General features: G+C 66.2%; 9 protein-coding genes. 1 reads left to right on the plus strand and 8 read right to left on the minus strand.

Annotated elements, in window-relative coordinates; all coding sequences use genetic code 11:
• Nucleotides 1-15: 15 nt before the first annotated feature.
• The 6 genes from AUL36_RS04130 to AUL36_RS04155 all read right to left on the minus strand — a co-directional run bounded on the left by AUL36_RS04130 (nt 16) and on the right by AUL36_RS04155 (nt 8,472).
• Complete coding sequence (locus AUL36_RS04130) at nt 16-1,119, minus strand: acyltransferase family protein (protein WP_062218353.1); 1,104 nt, start codon at nt 1,117-1,119, stop codon at nt 16-18.
• Complete coding sequence (locus AUL36_RS04135; RefSeq protein ID WP_062218356.1) at nt 1,116-2,558, minus strand: oligosaccharide flippase family protein; 1,443 nt, start codon at nt 2,556-2,558, stop codon at nt 1,116-1,118. The genes AUL36_RS04130 and AUL36_RS04135 overlap by 4 nt, the downstream gene beginning before the upstream one ends.
• Nucleotides 2,555-3,913: an O-antigen ligase family protein gene (locus AUL36_RS04140; RefSeq protein WP_062218358.1), complete on the minus strand. Its 1,359-nt coding sequence runs from the start codon at nt 3,911-3,913 to the stop codon at nt 2,555-2,557. Before AUL36_RS04140 ends, AUL36_RS04135 begins: the two co-directional genes overlap by 4 nt.
• Nucleotides 3,906-6,083 carry a GumC family protein gene (locus AUL36_RS04145; protein WP_062218360.1) on the minus strand — a complete coding sequence of 726 codons (2,178 nt, stop codon included), beginning with the start codon at nt 6,081-6,083 and terminating at the stop codon, nt 3,906-3,908. The genes AUL36_RS04140 and AUL36_RS04145 overlap by 8 nt, the downstream gene beginning before the upstream one ends.
• Nucleotides 6,084-6,095: 12 nt before the next feature.
• A complete protein-coding gene (locus AUL36_RS04150) occupies nt 6,096-7,040 on the minus strand; it encodes a UDP-glucuronic acid decarboxylase family protein (RefSeq protein WP_062218362.1) in 945 nt (314 codons plus the stop codon).
• A gap of 88 nt (nt 7,041-7,128) precedes the next feature.
• Nucleotides 7,129-8,472 carry a UDP-glucose dehydrogenase family protein gene (locus AUL36_RS04155; protein WP_062218364.1) on the minus strand — a complete coding sequence of 448 codons (1,344 nt, stop codon included), beginning with the start codon at nt 8,470-8,472 and terminating at the stop codon, nt 7,129-7,131.
• Between the two features lie 324 nt (nt 8,473-8,796).
• Between AUL36_RS04155 and AUL36_RS04160 the strand changes: the two genes are divergently transcribed.
• Nucleotides 8,797-13,179, plus strand: coding sequence for a family 16 glycosylhydrolase (locus AUL36_RS04160; protein ID WP_192843777.1), 4,383 nt, complete (start codon nt 8,797-8,799; stop codon nt 13,177-13,179).
• Nucleotides 13,180-13,340: 161 nt separating this feature from the next.
• Here AUL36_RS04160 and AUL36_RS04165 read toward each other — a convergent pair whose 3' ends face one another.
• Together AUL36_RS04165 and AUL36_RS04170 are read right to left on the minus strand one after the other, a co-directional pair.
• A complete protein-coding gene (locus AUL36_RS04165; protein WP_062218368.1) occupies nt 13,341-14,453 on the minus strand; it encodes an endo-1,4-beta-xylanase in 1,113 nt (370 codons plus the stop codon).
• Between the two features lie 348 nt (nt 14,454-14,801).
• Nucleotides 14,802-15,776: an ABC transporter ATP-binding protein gene (locus AUL36_RS04170; protein WP_062218370.1), complete on the minus strand. Its 975-nt coding sequence runs from the start codon at nt 15,774-15,776 to the stop codon at nt 14,802-14,804.
• Between the last annotated feature and the right edge of the window lie 8 nt (nt 15,777-15,784).

Genomic DNA, 15,784 nt, shown 5'->3' on the forward strand with positions numbered 1-15,784 from the left:
ATCTCGGGCGCCGCATCACGCGTCCGCCTTCCGGCGGAAGCCACGCCGCCATCCCGCGCGCCAGGCCTCGCGCGCCGGCCGCTCCAGACCATGGAACGTGACCAGCGAAACGAGCATGACGGCGGGCACGAAGAGAAAGCCGGCGAGCGGCGTCAGGGTCTCGATCCCCCGCCCCAGAAGCGCCTTGCACAGGCCCGCCGCGACGATGATCAGCGCGCCCTGGTTGAGATAAACGCCATAGGACATGTCCCCCAGCCAACGAGCGACCCAGGCCGGGAAGGGCTTGAGCGAAGCGCCGATGCCGGCGGCGACCAGGAGGGGCATGAAAAGGCCGATCGTCAGGAGATCGACCCAGAGCGCGGGGCCGAGCGCGGGCTTCCATTGGACGATCGCCAGCCACGCGACCAGAAGCGCGCCGAGCCCGATGGCGGGGCATGTCCACGGACGGCGTCGGTAGGCCCGATGCAGCAGCATTCCGAGGCCGAAGGAGAAGAAAACGCGTGGGAAGCCGCCCCAGATGTTCGACGTGGCCCAGCCGATATCGGCACTGCCGTAGAACAGGATAGCGGCCAGCAGTCCCGATCCGGCGGCCAGCGTGACGAGGAGAAGCGGGCCTGTGCCAAGTCGCGCAAAGGCGATGAAGAAAGACAGGCTCGCGATCATCTCGAAGAAGATGGACCAGGTCGCCCCATTGAAGGGGAACAGGGTCTCCTTGCCATAGGGCTCGAAGAAGCTCGGCAGCATGGCGAGGTTGACGGCTCCGGTCGGCCCGAGTCGCGCGGCGTCGATCCAACCTTCGTTGGCGTGGAAACGCGCCGTCATCACGAAGAAGCCGAAGACGGTCGTCGCCAGAAACAGCGGATAAAGCCGTGCCAGACGCAGCGTGAGGAAGCGCCTGAAGCCGGTCGCCCCGCTCGCCACGCGCTCGCCATAGGTCAGCGACAGGACGAAGCCGCTCAGCAGGAAGAAGAGATCGACCGCGAGATAGCCGCCCGGCAGGAGATGGCCGCGCAGGCCGAACATGAAATCGACGTGGTAGACCAGCACGACCAGCGCGGCGAGGCCGCGAATGAGGTCGAGACTTTCGAAATAGGCGGAGCGTGCGACGGGCGAGGTCATGCGCGGCGGCCTCCCTTCAGCCAGTGGAGCGCCTGGGGCAGGACGTCCCGCCGCAGGTTCGCGACATCGAGCAGAACAGCCGCGAGCCCATAGGTTCCAGCCCCGGCCAGCACCGTGAGTGCCAGAAGAACAGTGGGCGACATCTCCGCCCCATGCAGGACGGCGAGGCAGGTTGCCGTCATGGCCAGCGCGGCCAGACCGACCCGGCCGAGGCTCGGGAGCGGCACTGGCATGGGGAACACCGATCGCAGAAGCAGGATCGACACCAGAACGCCCACAATGTCCCCCAGGACGATGCCATAGGCCGCGCCGAGGACGCCGAACGGACCGATCAGCAGGATCGACGCCCCCACATTGACCAGAAGCGTGACCGCGCCGCAGACGACCTGCCGCAGCGGGCGCTCCACGATCTGGAAGCCGATATGGAGATAGAACTGGGCGAAGGCGTTGAGCCCGCGCGACAGCGCCAGAAGCGGCATGAGGAGTCCGACTTCGGCCTCGAACGCCCGGCCCGCCACGACCTCGCCGAACAAGGGCGCAACGAGGATCAGGCCCACGACCACCGGCACCATGGCGGCCAGAAACAGCTCCGCGCCATCGGCCAGATGCTCGCTCGACCCGCTTCGGCCTGATGTCACATGGGCGCGGATCGCCATCGGTCCGACAATGGCCGCGACCGAGGCGGCGACGATGCCGGTCAACTGACTGGTGACATCGAGCGCCGCACCGAAATGCCCGGCCGCCTCGGCACCCAGCAACCAGCCGACGATGAGGCGCGCCAGCGTCGCATTGCCGGAGAAGACGAGGCCCGAAAGCGAGAGCGGCAGGCCGTAGCGCCAGAAACGCCGGATCACAGCGTCCCCTGCCCGCTCGCTCGGGGCGGCGCGCAGAAGAGCGACGAGTGAGAGGATGGACAGCGCCGCAAAGCCCGCCGCGATGCCTGCCACCACGGCCGAACCCGACACGAACAGGAAGGCCGCGCCGGTGCCGAGCGTGAAGCTCGTCAGACTGCGTGCGATGCTGAGCCGAGCAAAGGCGGCGGAGTGGTGGCGCGCGCGGCGCACCTCCTGCGTGATGTCGAACAGCGCCTGCGCCACCGTCATGGCGAGGACGGCGAACACCGCGAGGATCGAAAACTCCGGCAGGAACTGGACGGCAGCGAAGGCCAGCGCGGGAACGGCCAGGCCGGAGAGCACCGCGAACGAGGCCAGCGTGAACGGCAGGAAGTCGGTCTGCGGCGCTTCGGACTGATAGCGTCCCAGCGCGAAGCGCAGCCAGCCGTAGAGCACGTTACCGATCAGGTAGGCGAGGCTGACGCCGACCGAATACACGGCATAGTCGGCCGGGCTCAGGACGCGCGTATAGATGCCGAAAGACACGAAGCCCATGATGCCGGGCGTGGCGAAGGCCATGAGATAGATCAGCGCGTGCCGGGTCATGCGCGCCGCGCCAGAGAGGGCGGGCGGGGCAACCGGCGCGTCGCGGGCTCGGGCACGAAGGCCCTTTTGGCGCTTTCCACACGGCAGCGGCGAATGCCCGCGACACCGATGATCAGGAACAGCCAGGCATTGTCGGCGCGCCCCAGCATGTTGGACTCCGTGCCATTGTGCAGGAGGCCGAAGAGCCAGAAGGACACGAACATGCCCAGAAGCCGCGTGTCGTTTCGCGGGATGGTGGTCAGGTCCAAGACGGGCCGCACGAGGATGAACAGGAGAGCCAGCGCCAGCCCCGGCAGGCCGATCGTCGCGGCCGTGTCGAGATAGCCCTGATGCCCGTAGGAGGCGACGGAAACCCAGGTGTTGCCGTCCGTCGCGGCGGGCGAGGCCGCGCCGATCTGCCAGAAGGACAGCATGCCCGCGCCCATGAACGGGTGCTCGCCGATATAGCGCACGAGCATGGCCCAGACATCCGTGCGCCCGGTGAAGCTGGCGTCACCGATCACCACCCGCGCCAGTTCATGAAAGAAGTCGCTCATGGTGGAAAGGATCGTCAAGGCGTTGATGGCGAAGACCGCGCCGCTGGCGATACCCAGAATGACGAAGAGCGACCGCGTGCGCAGGATCGCCGTGGTCAGGCAGAAGACGGCGACAAGCAGCGCGAGGCTGGTCTTGGAGCCCGACATGACGAGGAAGATCACCTGCGGAATGGCGAGGAGCATGAGCCAGGCTGCCGGCACCCGCCCCCGCGCCGCATACAGGATGAAGAGTTCGAAAACGCAGACCGGGCCGGCGATGTTCTTGTGCGCGAACTGGCCCTTCCACAAGCCGTTCAGCTGCGGCTCCGCGCCCAGGTAGCCGTGTCGGCCAAGGCCCGGCAGGGCGAAGACGAAGACATATTTCGTCACCGTCTCCGCCAGGATGATGGCGAGGAACAGCCAGAGGATCGTCACCATGCGCCGGGGCGAGGCCACGCAGAGAATCGTCGCGAGGAGGGCAACGAGCGTGAAGATGTAACGGCGCATCGACACGTCGGGCAGGATGGCGATCGGCACGCTGGCGGCACACCAGCCCATCAGGAGGATCAAGGACAGGTCGAACTGCTGGCGCACGTCTGACCAGCGGTCCTGCACGTTGAGAAGCGCGAAGGCCAGCGAGCCGAACCAGAGAAGCTGCACGATCAGCGTGCCCTCGCGCCCCGCGCCCGGGTCCTCGCGGAAGCTGACGGCGTTCGGGTTCGGGAAGAACCAGATCATCAGGAAGAACCCGATGAAGGACGCCATGCGCAAGTGATCCCATTCGAGGCGAAAGCCATGGGAGGCGCGAGGCGGCACGCGGCCGGCGGCAAGCCTAGCCATAATAGGCGCTCTTGCCGGGGGCGTATTCATATTCGAAATAGCGTTTGGCCGCGCGGCCATCGACCTTGTTGAGGACAATGCCGACGGTCTTCCTCTGGATCCGGTCGGAGAGTTCGAGCGCGCGGCGCGCATTGTCTGCGAGCGTCCCGCCCCATTCCACGGTGAAGACGAAACTGTCGATCATCTCGGCCGAGGCGCGCGCGTCGATGATCGGCAGAAGCGGCGGCAGGTCCACCACAACATAATCGTAATGGCGCTTGAGTTCGGCCAGCAGGGCTGCCATGGCCGGGGACGAGAGAACGTCGTTGGAACTCGTGCCCTCCTCCAGCCGGACGGCGGGCAGGAAGTCGAGGCGGCGGTCGCGCGTCTTGACGAGGGCCTGGGCGGCCCGGCCGCCGAGAAGATCGGAGAGCGGCAGGCGGGCCGTGCCGGCCAGACGCCGCGTCAGCGAAGGATTGCGGAAATCCCCGTCCACCAGAAGGGCACGCGCGCCCGATTGGGCGGCGAGTTCGGCGAAATTGGCCGCCAATGTCGATTTGCCCTCGCCCGGCAACGCCGACAGAAAGCCGACGATCTGCGGCCCGCGCTCGGGCGGATGATCGTCCACCGCCAGCTTGATCGCGCGGATGGCCTCGGCAAAGCGCGAGATGGGATGCGCCACGACCTCGCGCAGCATCCCCGCTTCCGGCCCTTCTAGGCTGGGAACATTGGCAAGGCAGGCAAAGCCCAGCTGGCGCTCCACATCGGCCGGGCGGCGCAGCGTCTTGTCCGTGGCATCGCGCAGGAAGGCGAGGCCGAAGCCGCAAAGCGCCCCCATGACCAGCGCGCCGGCCAGCGTCATCGAGGCGCGCGGCTTGCTCTTCTGACTGGGCGGCGAGGCGCTGGTGATGAGCCGCGCTTCCGTCAGCGGGAAGGACTGCTGCTGCACCGTTTCGCGGTAGCGCTGGAGGAAGCTGTCATAAAGCGCGCGGTAGCTCTGGGCCGAGCTTTCCAAAGCGCGGAGCTGCACCTGCGCCTGACCCGACAATTGCGCCTCGGCCACCGCGTCCTTCAGATTGGTCTCGATGGTCTCGACGCGCGCGCGCGCGATCTCGTAATCGCTGCGATAGCCCTCGCCGATGCGCTTCAGCTCCTCGTCGATCGAGCGCTTCACCTCGGACAACTCGTTGCGCACGTTGGTGACCGCCTGATGTTGGCTGCCGAGCCGCTTGATCAGATCGGCCTCGCGCTTGGTCACTTCCGAATATTGGTTGCGCAGCTTGATGATGACCTCGTTGCGCAGGGCGTCGGTCAGCGTCCAGTCGGACAGGTCGGAGGCGAGCACCTGCTCCACGCGGTCGAGGCGCGCGCGCGCCTCGCTGGCCGTGCCCCGCGCGCCCGAAAGCTGGGTGCTGAGTTCGGTCAGCTGCTGCTCCGACAAGAGCCGCCCGCCGCCGGCATCGACGATGTTGTTGCGGGCGCGGAAGTCCACCACCGCGCGCTCGGCGTCGGTCGCCTGCGCGCCGAGCTCGGCCAGACGCTCCTGCATCCAGACGCCGGCGCGCCGGGTGGACTGGTACTTGGCGTCGAGCTGGTCGGTGACATAGGCGTCCGCCACCGCATTGGCGATCTCGGCCGCGCGCACCGGATCGTTCGCGGTGAAGGTGATCTCGAACACGAAGGTGACGCCCACGCGGCGCACCGACAGATTGTTATCGACCAGCGCTGCGGCCGCGCGCAGCTTCTGCTCGGGCGTCGGCGGCGTGGGCGTCGAGATCCACGAGCGGAGCGCGCCCTTGAGCGCGCCAAACCCGCTCGGGCGCGTCAGATCGGGGTCTTCGTCCAGTTTCAGCTTGCGTACGACGGCGAACGCGATGTTCTCCGAGCGCAGGATTTCCAGCTGGCTTTCCACGGTCGGATTGTCCAGCGGCGTCTCGGTTTGGTTGGCGGCCGACGGGTTCATCATCGTGGTGGACTTGCGCGCGTCCATGACCATGACGGCCGTGGCCGTGAACTGCGGCGCGGCCGTCATCAGATAGAGGATGGCCAGCGCCAGAAACGCGCCCGTCACCGCGCCGATCAGCACCAGATGGCGCCGCGCCGTACCCCAGATCTGGAACAGGAGTTCCGTGGGCGACAGGATCGCGGAGGCCGGTTCCCGCTCGACAGGTGAAGGGGCGCGATGGAGCATGAGCGAACCCGCCTAGACCAGGGACCGGAAGTAATGGACGGTGCGCTCGATCCCGTCGGCGAGCGCCACCTTCGGCTCCCAGCCGAGATCGGCCTTGGCGCGCGAGATGTCGGGCCGGCGCTGGCGCGGATCGTCCGAGGGCAGCGGGCGGAACTCGATGCGCGACGACGAGCCCGTCACCTTCAGGACGAGTTCGGCCAGTTCCAGCATGGAGAACTCGCCGGGATTGCCGATATTGACCGGGCCGGTGAAGCCGTCGGGCGTATCCATGGCCGCGAGCATGGCATCCACCAGATCGTCCACATAGCAGAAGGAGCGCGTCTGCTCGCCCGTGCCATAGATGGTGATGGGCTCGCCCTTCAGGGCTTGCACGATGAAGTTGGACACGACGCGCCCGTCATTGGGGTGCATGCGCGGGCCATAGGTGTTGAAGATGCGCACGACCTTGATGCGCAGCGCGTGCTGACGCCAATAGTCGAAGAACAGCGTCTCGGCGCAGCGCTTGCCCTCGTCGTAGCAGGAGCGCATCCCGATCGGGTTCACATGGCCCCAGTAATCCTCCACCTGCGGATGGACGAGCGGATCGCCGTAGACCTCCGAGGTCGAGGCCTGAAGGATGGGCACGTTCAGCCGCTTGGCGAGGCCGAGCATGTTGATCGCGCCATGCACGCTGACCTTGGTGGTCTGCACGGGGTCGCGCTGGTAATGGATCGGCGAGGCCGGGCACGCCAGATTGAAGACCTGCGACACCTGCACATAGAGCGGAAAGGTGACGTCGTGGCGCAGCACCTCGAAGCCGGGATGCCCGATCAGACCCGCGATATTGGCGCGCGTTCCCGTATAGTAATTGTCGACGCAGACGACATTCGTCCCGCGCCCGATCAACCGCTCGCACAGATGCGAGCCGATGAATCCGGCGCCGCCCGTGACGAGCGCGGTTTGCGTATAGGGGTTCATCCCGAGGCTCCAAACACAGTCGGAAAAGGCGCCGCCCTCATGGCGCGCCCTTGGGGCCTGCCCGCCTTCGGGCCGGCCGGTCGCGCGATCAGGCCGCCGCTTCGGTGCGCGCGCGCATCGGCGCATCGCCGCCCCGGCCGACGTCGTGATACTGGAAGCCCTTGGCCTCCATGATCTCGCGCTTGTAGACATTGCGCAGGTCGAGAAAGACCCGCCCCTTCATGGCCGCGCCGATCCGCTCCAGATCGAGCGCGCGGAACGTGTTCCATTCCGTCACCAGAACCACGGCATCCGCCCCGGCCGCGCAGTCATAGGCGTCGCTCGCGTAGGCCACGTCGTTCAGCACCAGCGCGGCCTGCCCCATGCCCTCGGGGTCGAAGGCGCGCACGTGAGCCCCGCCATCCTGAAGCGCGGTGACGATGGCGAGCGAGGGCGCGTCGCGCATATCGTCCGTGTTGGGCTTGAAGGTCAGGCCGAGCAAGGCGACCGTGCGCCCGCGCACGCTGCCGCCCAGCGCCTCGATCACCCGCCGCGCCATGGAGCGCTTGCGCTGGTCGTTGACCGCCGCCACCGTTTCCACGATGCGCGAGGGCGCGCCGAAATCCTGCGCCGTCTTGATCAGGGCGAGCGTGTCCTTGGGGAAGCAGGAGCCGCCATAGCCCGGCCCCGCATGAAGGAACTTCGCGCCGATGCGATTGTCGAGGCCCATGCCGCGCGCCACGTCCTGGACGTTGGCACCGACCTTCTCGCAGAGATCGGCCATCTCGTTGATGAATGTGATCTTGGTCGCCAGAAAGGCGTTGGCGGCGTATTTGGTGAGTTCGGCCGTGCGCCGGCTGGTGTGCAGGATCGGCGCGCTGTTGAGATAAAGCGGGCGATAGACCTCGTTCATCACCTCGCGCGCCCGCGCGTCGTCGGAGCCGACCACGATTCGGTCCGGCCGCTTGAAATCGTCGATCGCCGCGCCTTCGCGCAGGAATTCGGGATTGGAGACGACCTGGAAATCGGCGTCTGGGCGCAACTCGCGCACGATGCGCTCCACCTCGTCGCCCGTGCCGACCGGAACGGTGGACTTGGTGACGAGCACGGTATGGCCCCGCAGCGCATGGGCGATGTCGCGCGCGGCGGCATAGACATAGGTAAGATCGGCGAACCCATCGCCGCGCCGTGAGGGCGTGCCGACCGCGATGAACACGACCTCGGCCTCGGCGACGGCAGCCGACAGATCGGTGTCGAAGGACAGACGCCCCGTCGCCATGTTGGAGGCCACCAGCCCGTCCAGGCCCGGCTCGAAGATCGGAATGCGCCCCTCGCGCAGGGCCGAAATCTTGTTGGCGTCTTTATCCACACAGCGCACGGCGTGGCCGAAATCGGCAAGGCAAGCGCCAGACACGAGTCCGACATAGCCGGAACCGACAATCGCGATCTTCATGAAGGGGCTCACTACGACAGGGAAATAAAGACCAGACGTGCCCGCCGCTTCGGCCGGCTCCGTACTTCCTAAACGCCACTCTAGATGGTTCTTTTCCTACATCACCCAATCCATGGTCAAGTGCGGTGCAGCAATATTATTGTATTTTTCGTAATATATACTTCTATATAGGTATTCATATACATGATGTAGGATTTCTTGTTTAAAATTGATACGCGCAGCTTGGTAATCTCTATCGACATCGCTGCGAGGATCGGAGCCATCATCACGAATGGAACGATCGACCGCGCCCCCCGGCGCTCGATCGCTGCGGGAGACAAGGCCTTGCCAACGCAGACCGATCCGACGAACACCGGCACACCCGCCAACAGTCCGACAGCCGAGATCGCGGCGGCGCTCGCCAATCTGGCGCGCTCCCAGGCGGCGGAGGCGACCGGGCGTCCCGTCGCCTGGCGCTATGCCGACACGGCGGGCACGGCCGTCTCGGGCACCGCGCGCGCCGACGAAATCCGCGGCGGCGCCAACACGGTCCTGTCCGGCGGCGAAGGCGACGATGTCTATATCGCCTGGAACCAGACGACGCGCATCATCGAAAAGGCCGGCGAAGGCATCGACACGGTCAAGACCTGGGCTTCGTCCTTCACGCTCGACAACACGCAGTCGATCGAAAATCTCGTGCTGGCCGGCACGGCCAACTCGTCTGGCACCGGCAACGATCTCGACAATGTTCTTACCGGCAACAGCGGCGACAATATCCTGAACGGCGGGCGCGGCAACGACGTGCTGATCGGCGGCGGCGGGCGCGACACGTTCGTCATGCAGAAGGGCGGCGGCCAGGATGTCGTGCGCGACTTCGCCGCATCGGGTGCCTCGGCCGACAAGCTGCTGATCGAGAACACGGGTTTCGCAAGCTTCGCGCAGTTGAAGGAGCGGATCGTACAGGTCGGCGCCGACACGCTGGTGCTGCTGGAGGAAGGCGACGCCGTTCTCCTCAAGGGCGTGAACTCGGGCGACCTGACGGAGGCGAACTTCGCCTTCAAGCCCAGCGCCACGACCTCCTCCCCCGTCCAGAAGGATGCTGCACTTGTCGAGACCCCTGCTTCCCAGACCGTCGTGACCGGCCCCTCGGCCCTCACGGAAAAGCTCCTGGCGGTGTCCGGCGGGCCGGGCGCGTGGCTGAGCGCCAAGACCGCCAATGGCAGCCTTCAGGGCGGCGCGGGCAACGACCAGCTTTCGGCCCAGGCCGCCTCCGTCACGCTCATGGGCGGAGCGGGGGACGACACCTATATCGTCAACCCGACGACGCGCATCGTCGAGAAGGCCGGCGAAGGCATCGACACGGCGCAGAGCTGGTACAGCTACAAACTCCCCGGCGACCAGTCGATCGAGAACCTCACGCTGATGGGCTCGGGCGCGATCGACGGCACGGGCAACGATCTCGACAACATCATCACCGGCAACGACGCCAGCAACGTGCTGGAAGGCGGCCGGGGTGCGGACACGTTGACCGGCCGGGGCGGCAGCGACACGTTCGTCGTCATCCAGGGCACCGGCACCAAGACCATCACCGACTTCACCGTCAGCGGTCCGGCCGCCGACACACTGCGCATCGACGGCGCGTCGTTCGGCAGTTTCGCGGCCCTCAAGCAGCGCATGGTGCAGGTCGGCGCGGACACGCATATCGACCTCGGCGGGCGCGAGGGCGTCATCCTCAAGGGCGTGGCGATCGGCAGCCTCTCGGCCGCCAATACCCGCCTCGTCAACGTCGCCGATACGATCATCGGCACGGCCGGCGTCGATACGCTGGACGGGGGCGACGGCAACGACACGTTGACGGGCGGGGCCGGGCGCGACGCCTTCGTGATCGCCAAGGGCAACGGGTCCGACACGATCACGGATTTCGCGGCCGGATCGCAAGGCGACTTTCTCGATCTGAAGGGCTTCGCCTTCGAGAGCTTCGAGGCCTTCCGCGCCGGGGCGACGCAGGTCGGCGCGGACACGGTGATCGCGCTGGGCGGGGGCGAGACGCTGACGCTGAAAGGCGTCACGGCTTCCAAGCTGATCGCCGAGAATGTCGTTTTCGAGAACGCCCTGCCCCTCACCGGCTCGTCCGCCGCCACCTTCTCTTCCAACGTGGCGGGCGCCAGCGTCAACGGCTCGGCCGGCAACGACTACCTGATCGCCAATGCGCGGCATGTGACGCTCATCGGCGGCTCGGGCGACGACACCTATGTGGCCTCCGACACTACCATCAAGATCGTGGAGAAGGCAGGCGGGGGCATCGACACGGTGCTCAGCTGGAACGACATCGGCTTCGCCCTGCCGAGCGGCCAGTCCGTCGAGAACGTGACCCTGATGGGCAAGGCGAACTCTTCGGCCATCGGCAACGAACTCGCCAATCTCGTGACCGGCAATGACGGCAACAATGTCCTGAACGGCAAGGGCGGAAACGACGTCCTCTCCGGCAAGGGCGGGGCCGACACGTTCGTCGTCGCGCGCGGCGAAGGCTCGGACCTGATTGCCGACTTCTCCTCCACGGAGGGCGATCGCATCCGTCTCGACGGCTCGCGCTTCAAGAGCTTCGCGGAACTGAAGGGCGCGATCACGCAGGTCGGCACCAACAGCTTCATCGCGCTCGGCGACGGGCAGACGCTGACGTTGCAGAACACGGTGGCGAGTTCGCTTTCGGCCAAGGACTTCGTCTTCGACCTCGACAAGAGCTCGATGGTTCAGACCTTCCGCGACGACTTCAACAGCTTCTCGCGCTTCGACGGCACGGGTGGGACCTGGCGCACCCAGTTCGAATGGGGCGGGGTCAACGCCTACACGCTGAGTTCCAACGGCGAGGGGCAGCTCTATGTCGACAATACGTTCAAGGGCCTGCCCGGCAAGGAAGCGGCCGCTCCCCTCGGCCTCAACCCGTTCTCGGTCCAGAACGGCGAACTGACCATCACGGCCAAGGCCATCCCCTCCTCCGTGTCGGGATCGACCGGAAACTTCCAATACATGTCCGGCCTCATCACCTCGGAGGCCACCTTCGCCCAGACCTATGGCCATTTCGAAATGAAGGCGACCCTGCCGCAGGGCGCGGGCGCTTGGCCGGCCTTCTGGCTGCTGCCGGTCAACAACACCTGGCCGCCCGAACTCGACGTGATGGAAATTTTCGGTGACCAGCCGGGCGCGGTGCATTTCGACGCCCATTCGGGCAGCGACGGCATGAACAAGGGCAGTTACGGCCTCGTGGGCGACCTTTCGGGCTCTCACACGTTCGGCGTCACCTGGACGCCCTACACGCTGACCTATTTCGTGGACGGGCACGAAATGCTGACGGTGGACACGCCGTCCGACATGAACAGCGCCATGTACATGCTCGCCAATATCGCGGTGGGCGGGCTGGCCGGCGAGCCGGGGAAGGATTTCCTGGCGCAGATGAAGATCGACTCGATCTCCGGCTATCAGCTCAGCGACTATACGCTCGCCCATTACACGCTGAAGACATCGGCGACGCCGACCACGACCATCACCGGCACGAGCACCAGCGAAACGCTCAATGGCACGGCCGGGGCCGACCGGATCGACGGCGGCGCGGGCGTGGACACGCTGGTCGGCGGGCTGGGCGACGACACCTATATCGTGCGCAATGGCTCCACCAAGATCGTGGAGGCGAGCGGCGGTGGCATCGACACGGTGCGCTCCGACGTCTCCTTCACCCTCTCCGCTTTCGTCGAGAACCTGACGCTGACCGGCTCCGCCAACATCTCGGCCACCGGCAATTCCCAGTCCAATATCCTGATCGGCAATGCCGGCGACAATATCCTTAACGGCATGGGCGGCAACGATATCCTGACCGGGGGCGCTGGCCACGACACGTTCGTGATCGGCAAGGATGCGGGCTCCGACATCATCACCGACTTCGAGGCCGGCAAAGGCGCGGGCGATGTGGTCCGGCTCGACGCCTCGCCCTTTTCGAGCTTCGCGGATGTGAAGGGCGCGATGACGGAGGTCGGCGCCGACGTTCACCTCGCCCTGTCGCCCTACGAGACGTTGGTGTTCCGCAATCACAAGATCGCGGATTTCGCCGCCGACGACTTCCAGTTGCCCACCGCCCCGCCCGTCAGCGCCGGCTACAGCTTGAACGTGACGGGCACGAGCGGCGCGGACCGGCTGATCGGCTCGGGCTCCAACAATCTGATGGACGGCAAGGGCGGCAACGACACGCTGATCGGCGGGCGCGGCGACGACACGTACCGCGTCTATGCCGGCGACAAGGTGACAATCATCGAGAAACCCGGCGAAGGCGTCGATACGGTGGAGACCTACGCCTCCTTCACGCTGCCCGACAATGTCGAGAACCTGACGGCCATGGCCTGGAACCTCACGCTGACCGGCAATGGCATGACCAATCGCATCACCGGCCATGGCGGCGCGGAAGTGCTGAACGGCAAGGGCGGCGACGACTGGCTGACGGGCGGCGGCGGCAACGACATCTTCGTCTTCGAAAAGGGTTCGGGCTTCGACACGATCACCGATTTCCACGCGGCCGGCACGGGCAAGGAGCACGACACGATCCGTCTGGTCGGCTTCGGCAGCGGCGCGACGCTGACCCACGAGGGCGATGTGTGGACCGTGCATCACACTGGGGGCACGGACTCGTTCCGCACGCTCGGCGTCGAATCGCTGGATGCCAGCGACGTGGTCTGGGCCTGAGGCAGGCTTCGGGAGGCTCGGAGTGAACCTCCGGACCTCTTGTCAGTGATCGGCTGGCGGCGGGGTATCACCGCCGCCAACAGCTAATCGGAACCCATGCCGACCATCAGCAAGCACGCAGCCAGCCCGCAGACTGCCTTCCGTGAATATCCGGGGAGCCGCTATGCAGCAGAGCGGATCGCGGCTTCGATGACGCCCCAGAGCGGCTTTCGCTGGAAGCCGGCGTCGAAAGCGAGCGGGCGCAGCGGGCGACCGTCCCGCCGCCGGCTCCAGTCGTAATACTGGTACCAGCTCTTGTCGTCCGTATAGCCCCAGGTCGTAATCGTGACGGGCTTCGTCTCGGCCATGACGCAGTCGAGATAAGTCTTGGCATGGTCGGCCGCGAGCCGGTCGCGTTCCGCCTCGTCGGCCGGCATGGCCGTGTCCTTCACGTCGAGTTCGGTGATGGCGATCTTGTAGCCAAGGCTCACCACCTCGCGCGTGAAAGCCGTGAGCCCATCCAGATCGAGCCGCCCGGTTCCGTCGAGATGCGACTGGAAGCCGACGCAATCGACCTCGGCCTTTTGATCCCGCAGGTGCCGCAGAAGCTTCAACAGGCTGTCGCGCTTTCGCCGGTCCTCCGCCTTGGCATATTCGAACCCGTATTCATTGTAGCAGAGCAACGCCTTCGGGTCGGCCTGCCGCGCCTGCGCAAAGGCGCGGGTCATATAATCGGGGCCGAGGCGCTGGAGATAGAGCGTGTCGCGCAGCCCGTCCTCGCGCGGGCTCTTGGGGTCCACCTGCTCATTGATCACGTCCCAGCGCACGACCTGGCCGCGAAAGCGCGAAACGGTATGGTCGATATAGGTCGCCATTGCGCGCTCGAAGGCGGCGGGATCGTTCAACGCCTTCAGCCAGTCGGGCACCGTCTGGAACCAGATGAGGGTATGGCCGACGAGGCCGATCTTCTTCTCCGCAAGGTAACGCGCGAAAAGATCGAGCTTGGTGGTGTTGAAGACCTTAGGGCCCGGTTGGACGGCGCGCCAGTGGAACTCGTTGCCTGGCACGCAGAGCGAGCATTCGGCGACGAGCCGGTCCATATAGGCGCGATTGGCGGGAAAGCGGCTCGCCGGCTCGCAGAGCCCAAAGGGAATACCCGCCTTCTGCCCGGTTTCGCGCAGGCTCGGATGCGCGGCGAGTGCCACTCCGCTCTCGGCCGCCCTTGCCGGGCCGCCGGCCGCGGCCGCGCCCCAAAGCGCGACGCCACCACCGATGAACTGCCGCCGATCGAGCATCGCACCATCCTATCCGCAAGAAGAGGAAAGCAGGCCCTGCCCGCCGCGATGGCATTCTTAACGAGTCATATCGTCCGAATGAAGTCCAGATCCGGCAAAAAAGCCGAACACCTCGTCCCTCGCCAATCCTCTATAGTATAGATGGATCGAAATTCCGGCGATAACCATGTCTCTCAACGAAACCTCAGGGCGCCTGGATCTAAGGTCTTTCCAAAAGAAAACACAGGGAGAACCGATATGCTGCTCTGGGCCATCGTCCATCTGGTCTCGGCGCTCGCCGTCATCGCGCTGTCCGACCACGCCTCATGCGAGGACAGGAGAGGAGCGGCCTGACGCCGCCCTTTCCGTTCAAAGCGGAAAATGGCAAGCCGCGAGCGAGCCGCCATCCTGTGCGGATAGGATCGGGCGCTCCGTGCGGCAGCGGTCCCGAGCGCGCGGGCAGCGCGGCTCGAAGCGGCACCCGGCGGGCGGGCTGACGGGGCTCGGCGTTTCCCGCGCGGGCAGGCGCGCGCCGCGTGTCTTGCGCCCATGGGCGTGCGGCTCGGGGATCGCCTCCAAGAGCGTCGCCGTATAGGGGTGCTTGGGCCGCGAGAAGATCTCGTCCACCGCGCCGATCTCGACGATGCTGCCGAGATACATCACGGCGACCCGGTCGGAAATCTGCCGGACGACAGCCAGATCATGCGCGATGAAGAGATAGGTCAGGCCGAACCGATCGCGCAGGTCGCAGAAGAGATTGACGATCTGCGCCTGCACCGAGACGTCCAGCGCCGACACCGGCTCGTCCGCGACGATCAGCTTGGGCTTGAGAGCCAGCGCGCGGGCAATGCCGATGCGCTGGCGCTGGCCGCCCGACAGCTCGTGCGGATAGCGCCGCGCGAAGCTTTCGGGCAGTTCGACGCTGGTGAGCAGCTCGCCCACCCGCGCCTCGATCTCGGCCGAGGCGGCGAGCTTGTGGACGCGCAGCGGCTCGGCCAGCAGATCGCCAATCCGCCGGCGCGGATTGAGCGAGGCATAGGGATCCTGGAACACCATCTGAAGCCCGGCGCGCAAGGGGCGCAGCTGCTTCATGGTCAGCCCCGAAATCTCCTGCCCGTCGAAGCGCAGGCTTCCGTCCGAGAGATCGTGCAGGCGCGTGATGCAGCGCCCGAGCGTGGACTTGCCGCAGCCCGATTCCCCGACGAGGCCGAGCGTCTCGCCGGGCATGACGTCGAAGGAAACGTTGTCCACCGCGGTCAGCACCTGCCGGCGCGCGGCGAGCCAGGAGCGGCTGGCGTTGAAGCGCTTGGTGACGCCATTGGCGCTGAGAAGGGGCTGGGTCATGGACCTGT

It is taken from the genome of Aureimonas sp. D3 (assembly GCF_001463805.1).
GTDB lineage: Bacteria > Pseudomonadota > Alphaproteobacteria > Rhizobiales > Rhizobiaceae > Aureimonas > Aureimonas ureilytica_A.

Bases quoted from the DNA above. Each gene is read 5' to 3' on its own strand.
- AUL36_RS04130 (WP_062218353.1), bottom strand. From the start codon at position 1,119: ATGACCTCGCCCGTCGCACGCTCCGCCTATTTCGAAAGTCTCGACCTC.
- AUL36_RS04135 (WP_062218356.1), bottom strand. From the start codon at position 2,558: ATGACCCGGCACGCGCTGATCTATCTCATGGCCTTCGCCACGCCCGGC.
- AUL36_RS04140 (WP_062218358.1), bottom strand. From the start codon at position 3,913: ATGGCTAGGCTTGCCGCCGGCCGCGTGCCGCCTCGCGCCTCCCATGGC.
- AUL36_RS04145 (WP_062218360.1), bottom strand. From the start codon at position 6,083: ATGCTCCATCGCGCCCCTTCACCTGTCGAGCGGGAACCGGCCTCCGCG.
- AUL36_RS04150 (WP_062218362.1), bottom strand. From the start codon at position 7,040: ATGAACCCCTATACGCAAACCGCGCTCGTCACGGGCGGCGCCGGATTC.
- AUL36_RS04155 (WP_062218364.1), bottom strand. From the start codon at position 8,472: ATGAAGATCGCGATTGTCGGTTCCGGCTATGTCGGACTCGTGTCTGGC.
- AUL36_RS04165 (WP_062218368.1), bottom strand. From the start codon at position 14,453: ATGCTCGATCGGCGGCAGTTCATCGGTGGTGGCGTCGCGCTTTGGGGC.
- AUL36_RS04170 (WP_062218370.1), bottom strand. From the start codon at position 15,776: ATGACCCAGCCCCTTCTCAGCGCCAATGGCGTCACCAAGCGCTTCAAC.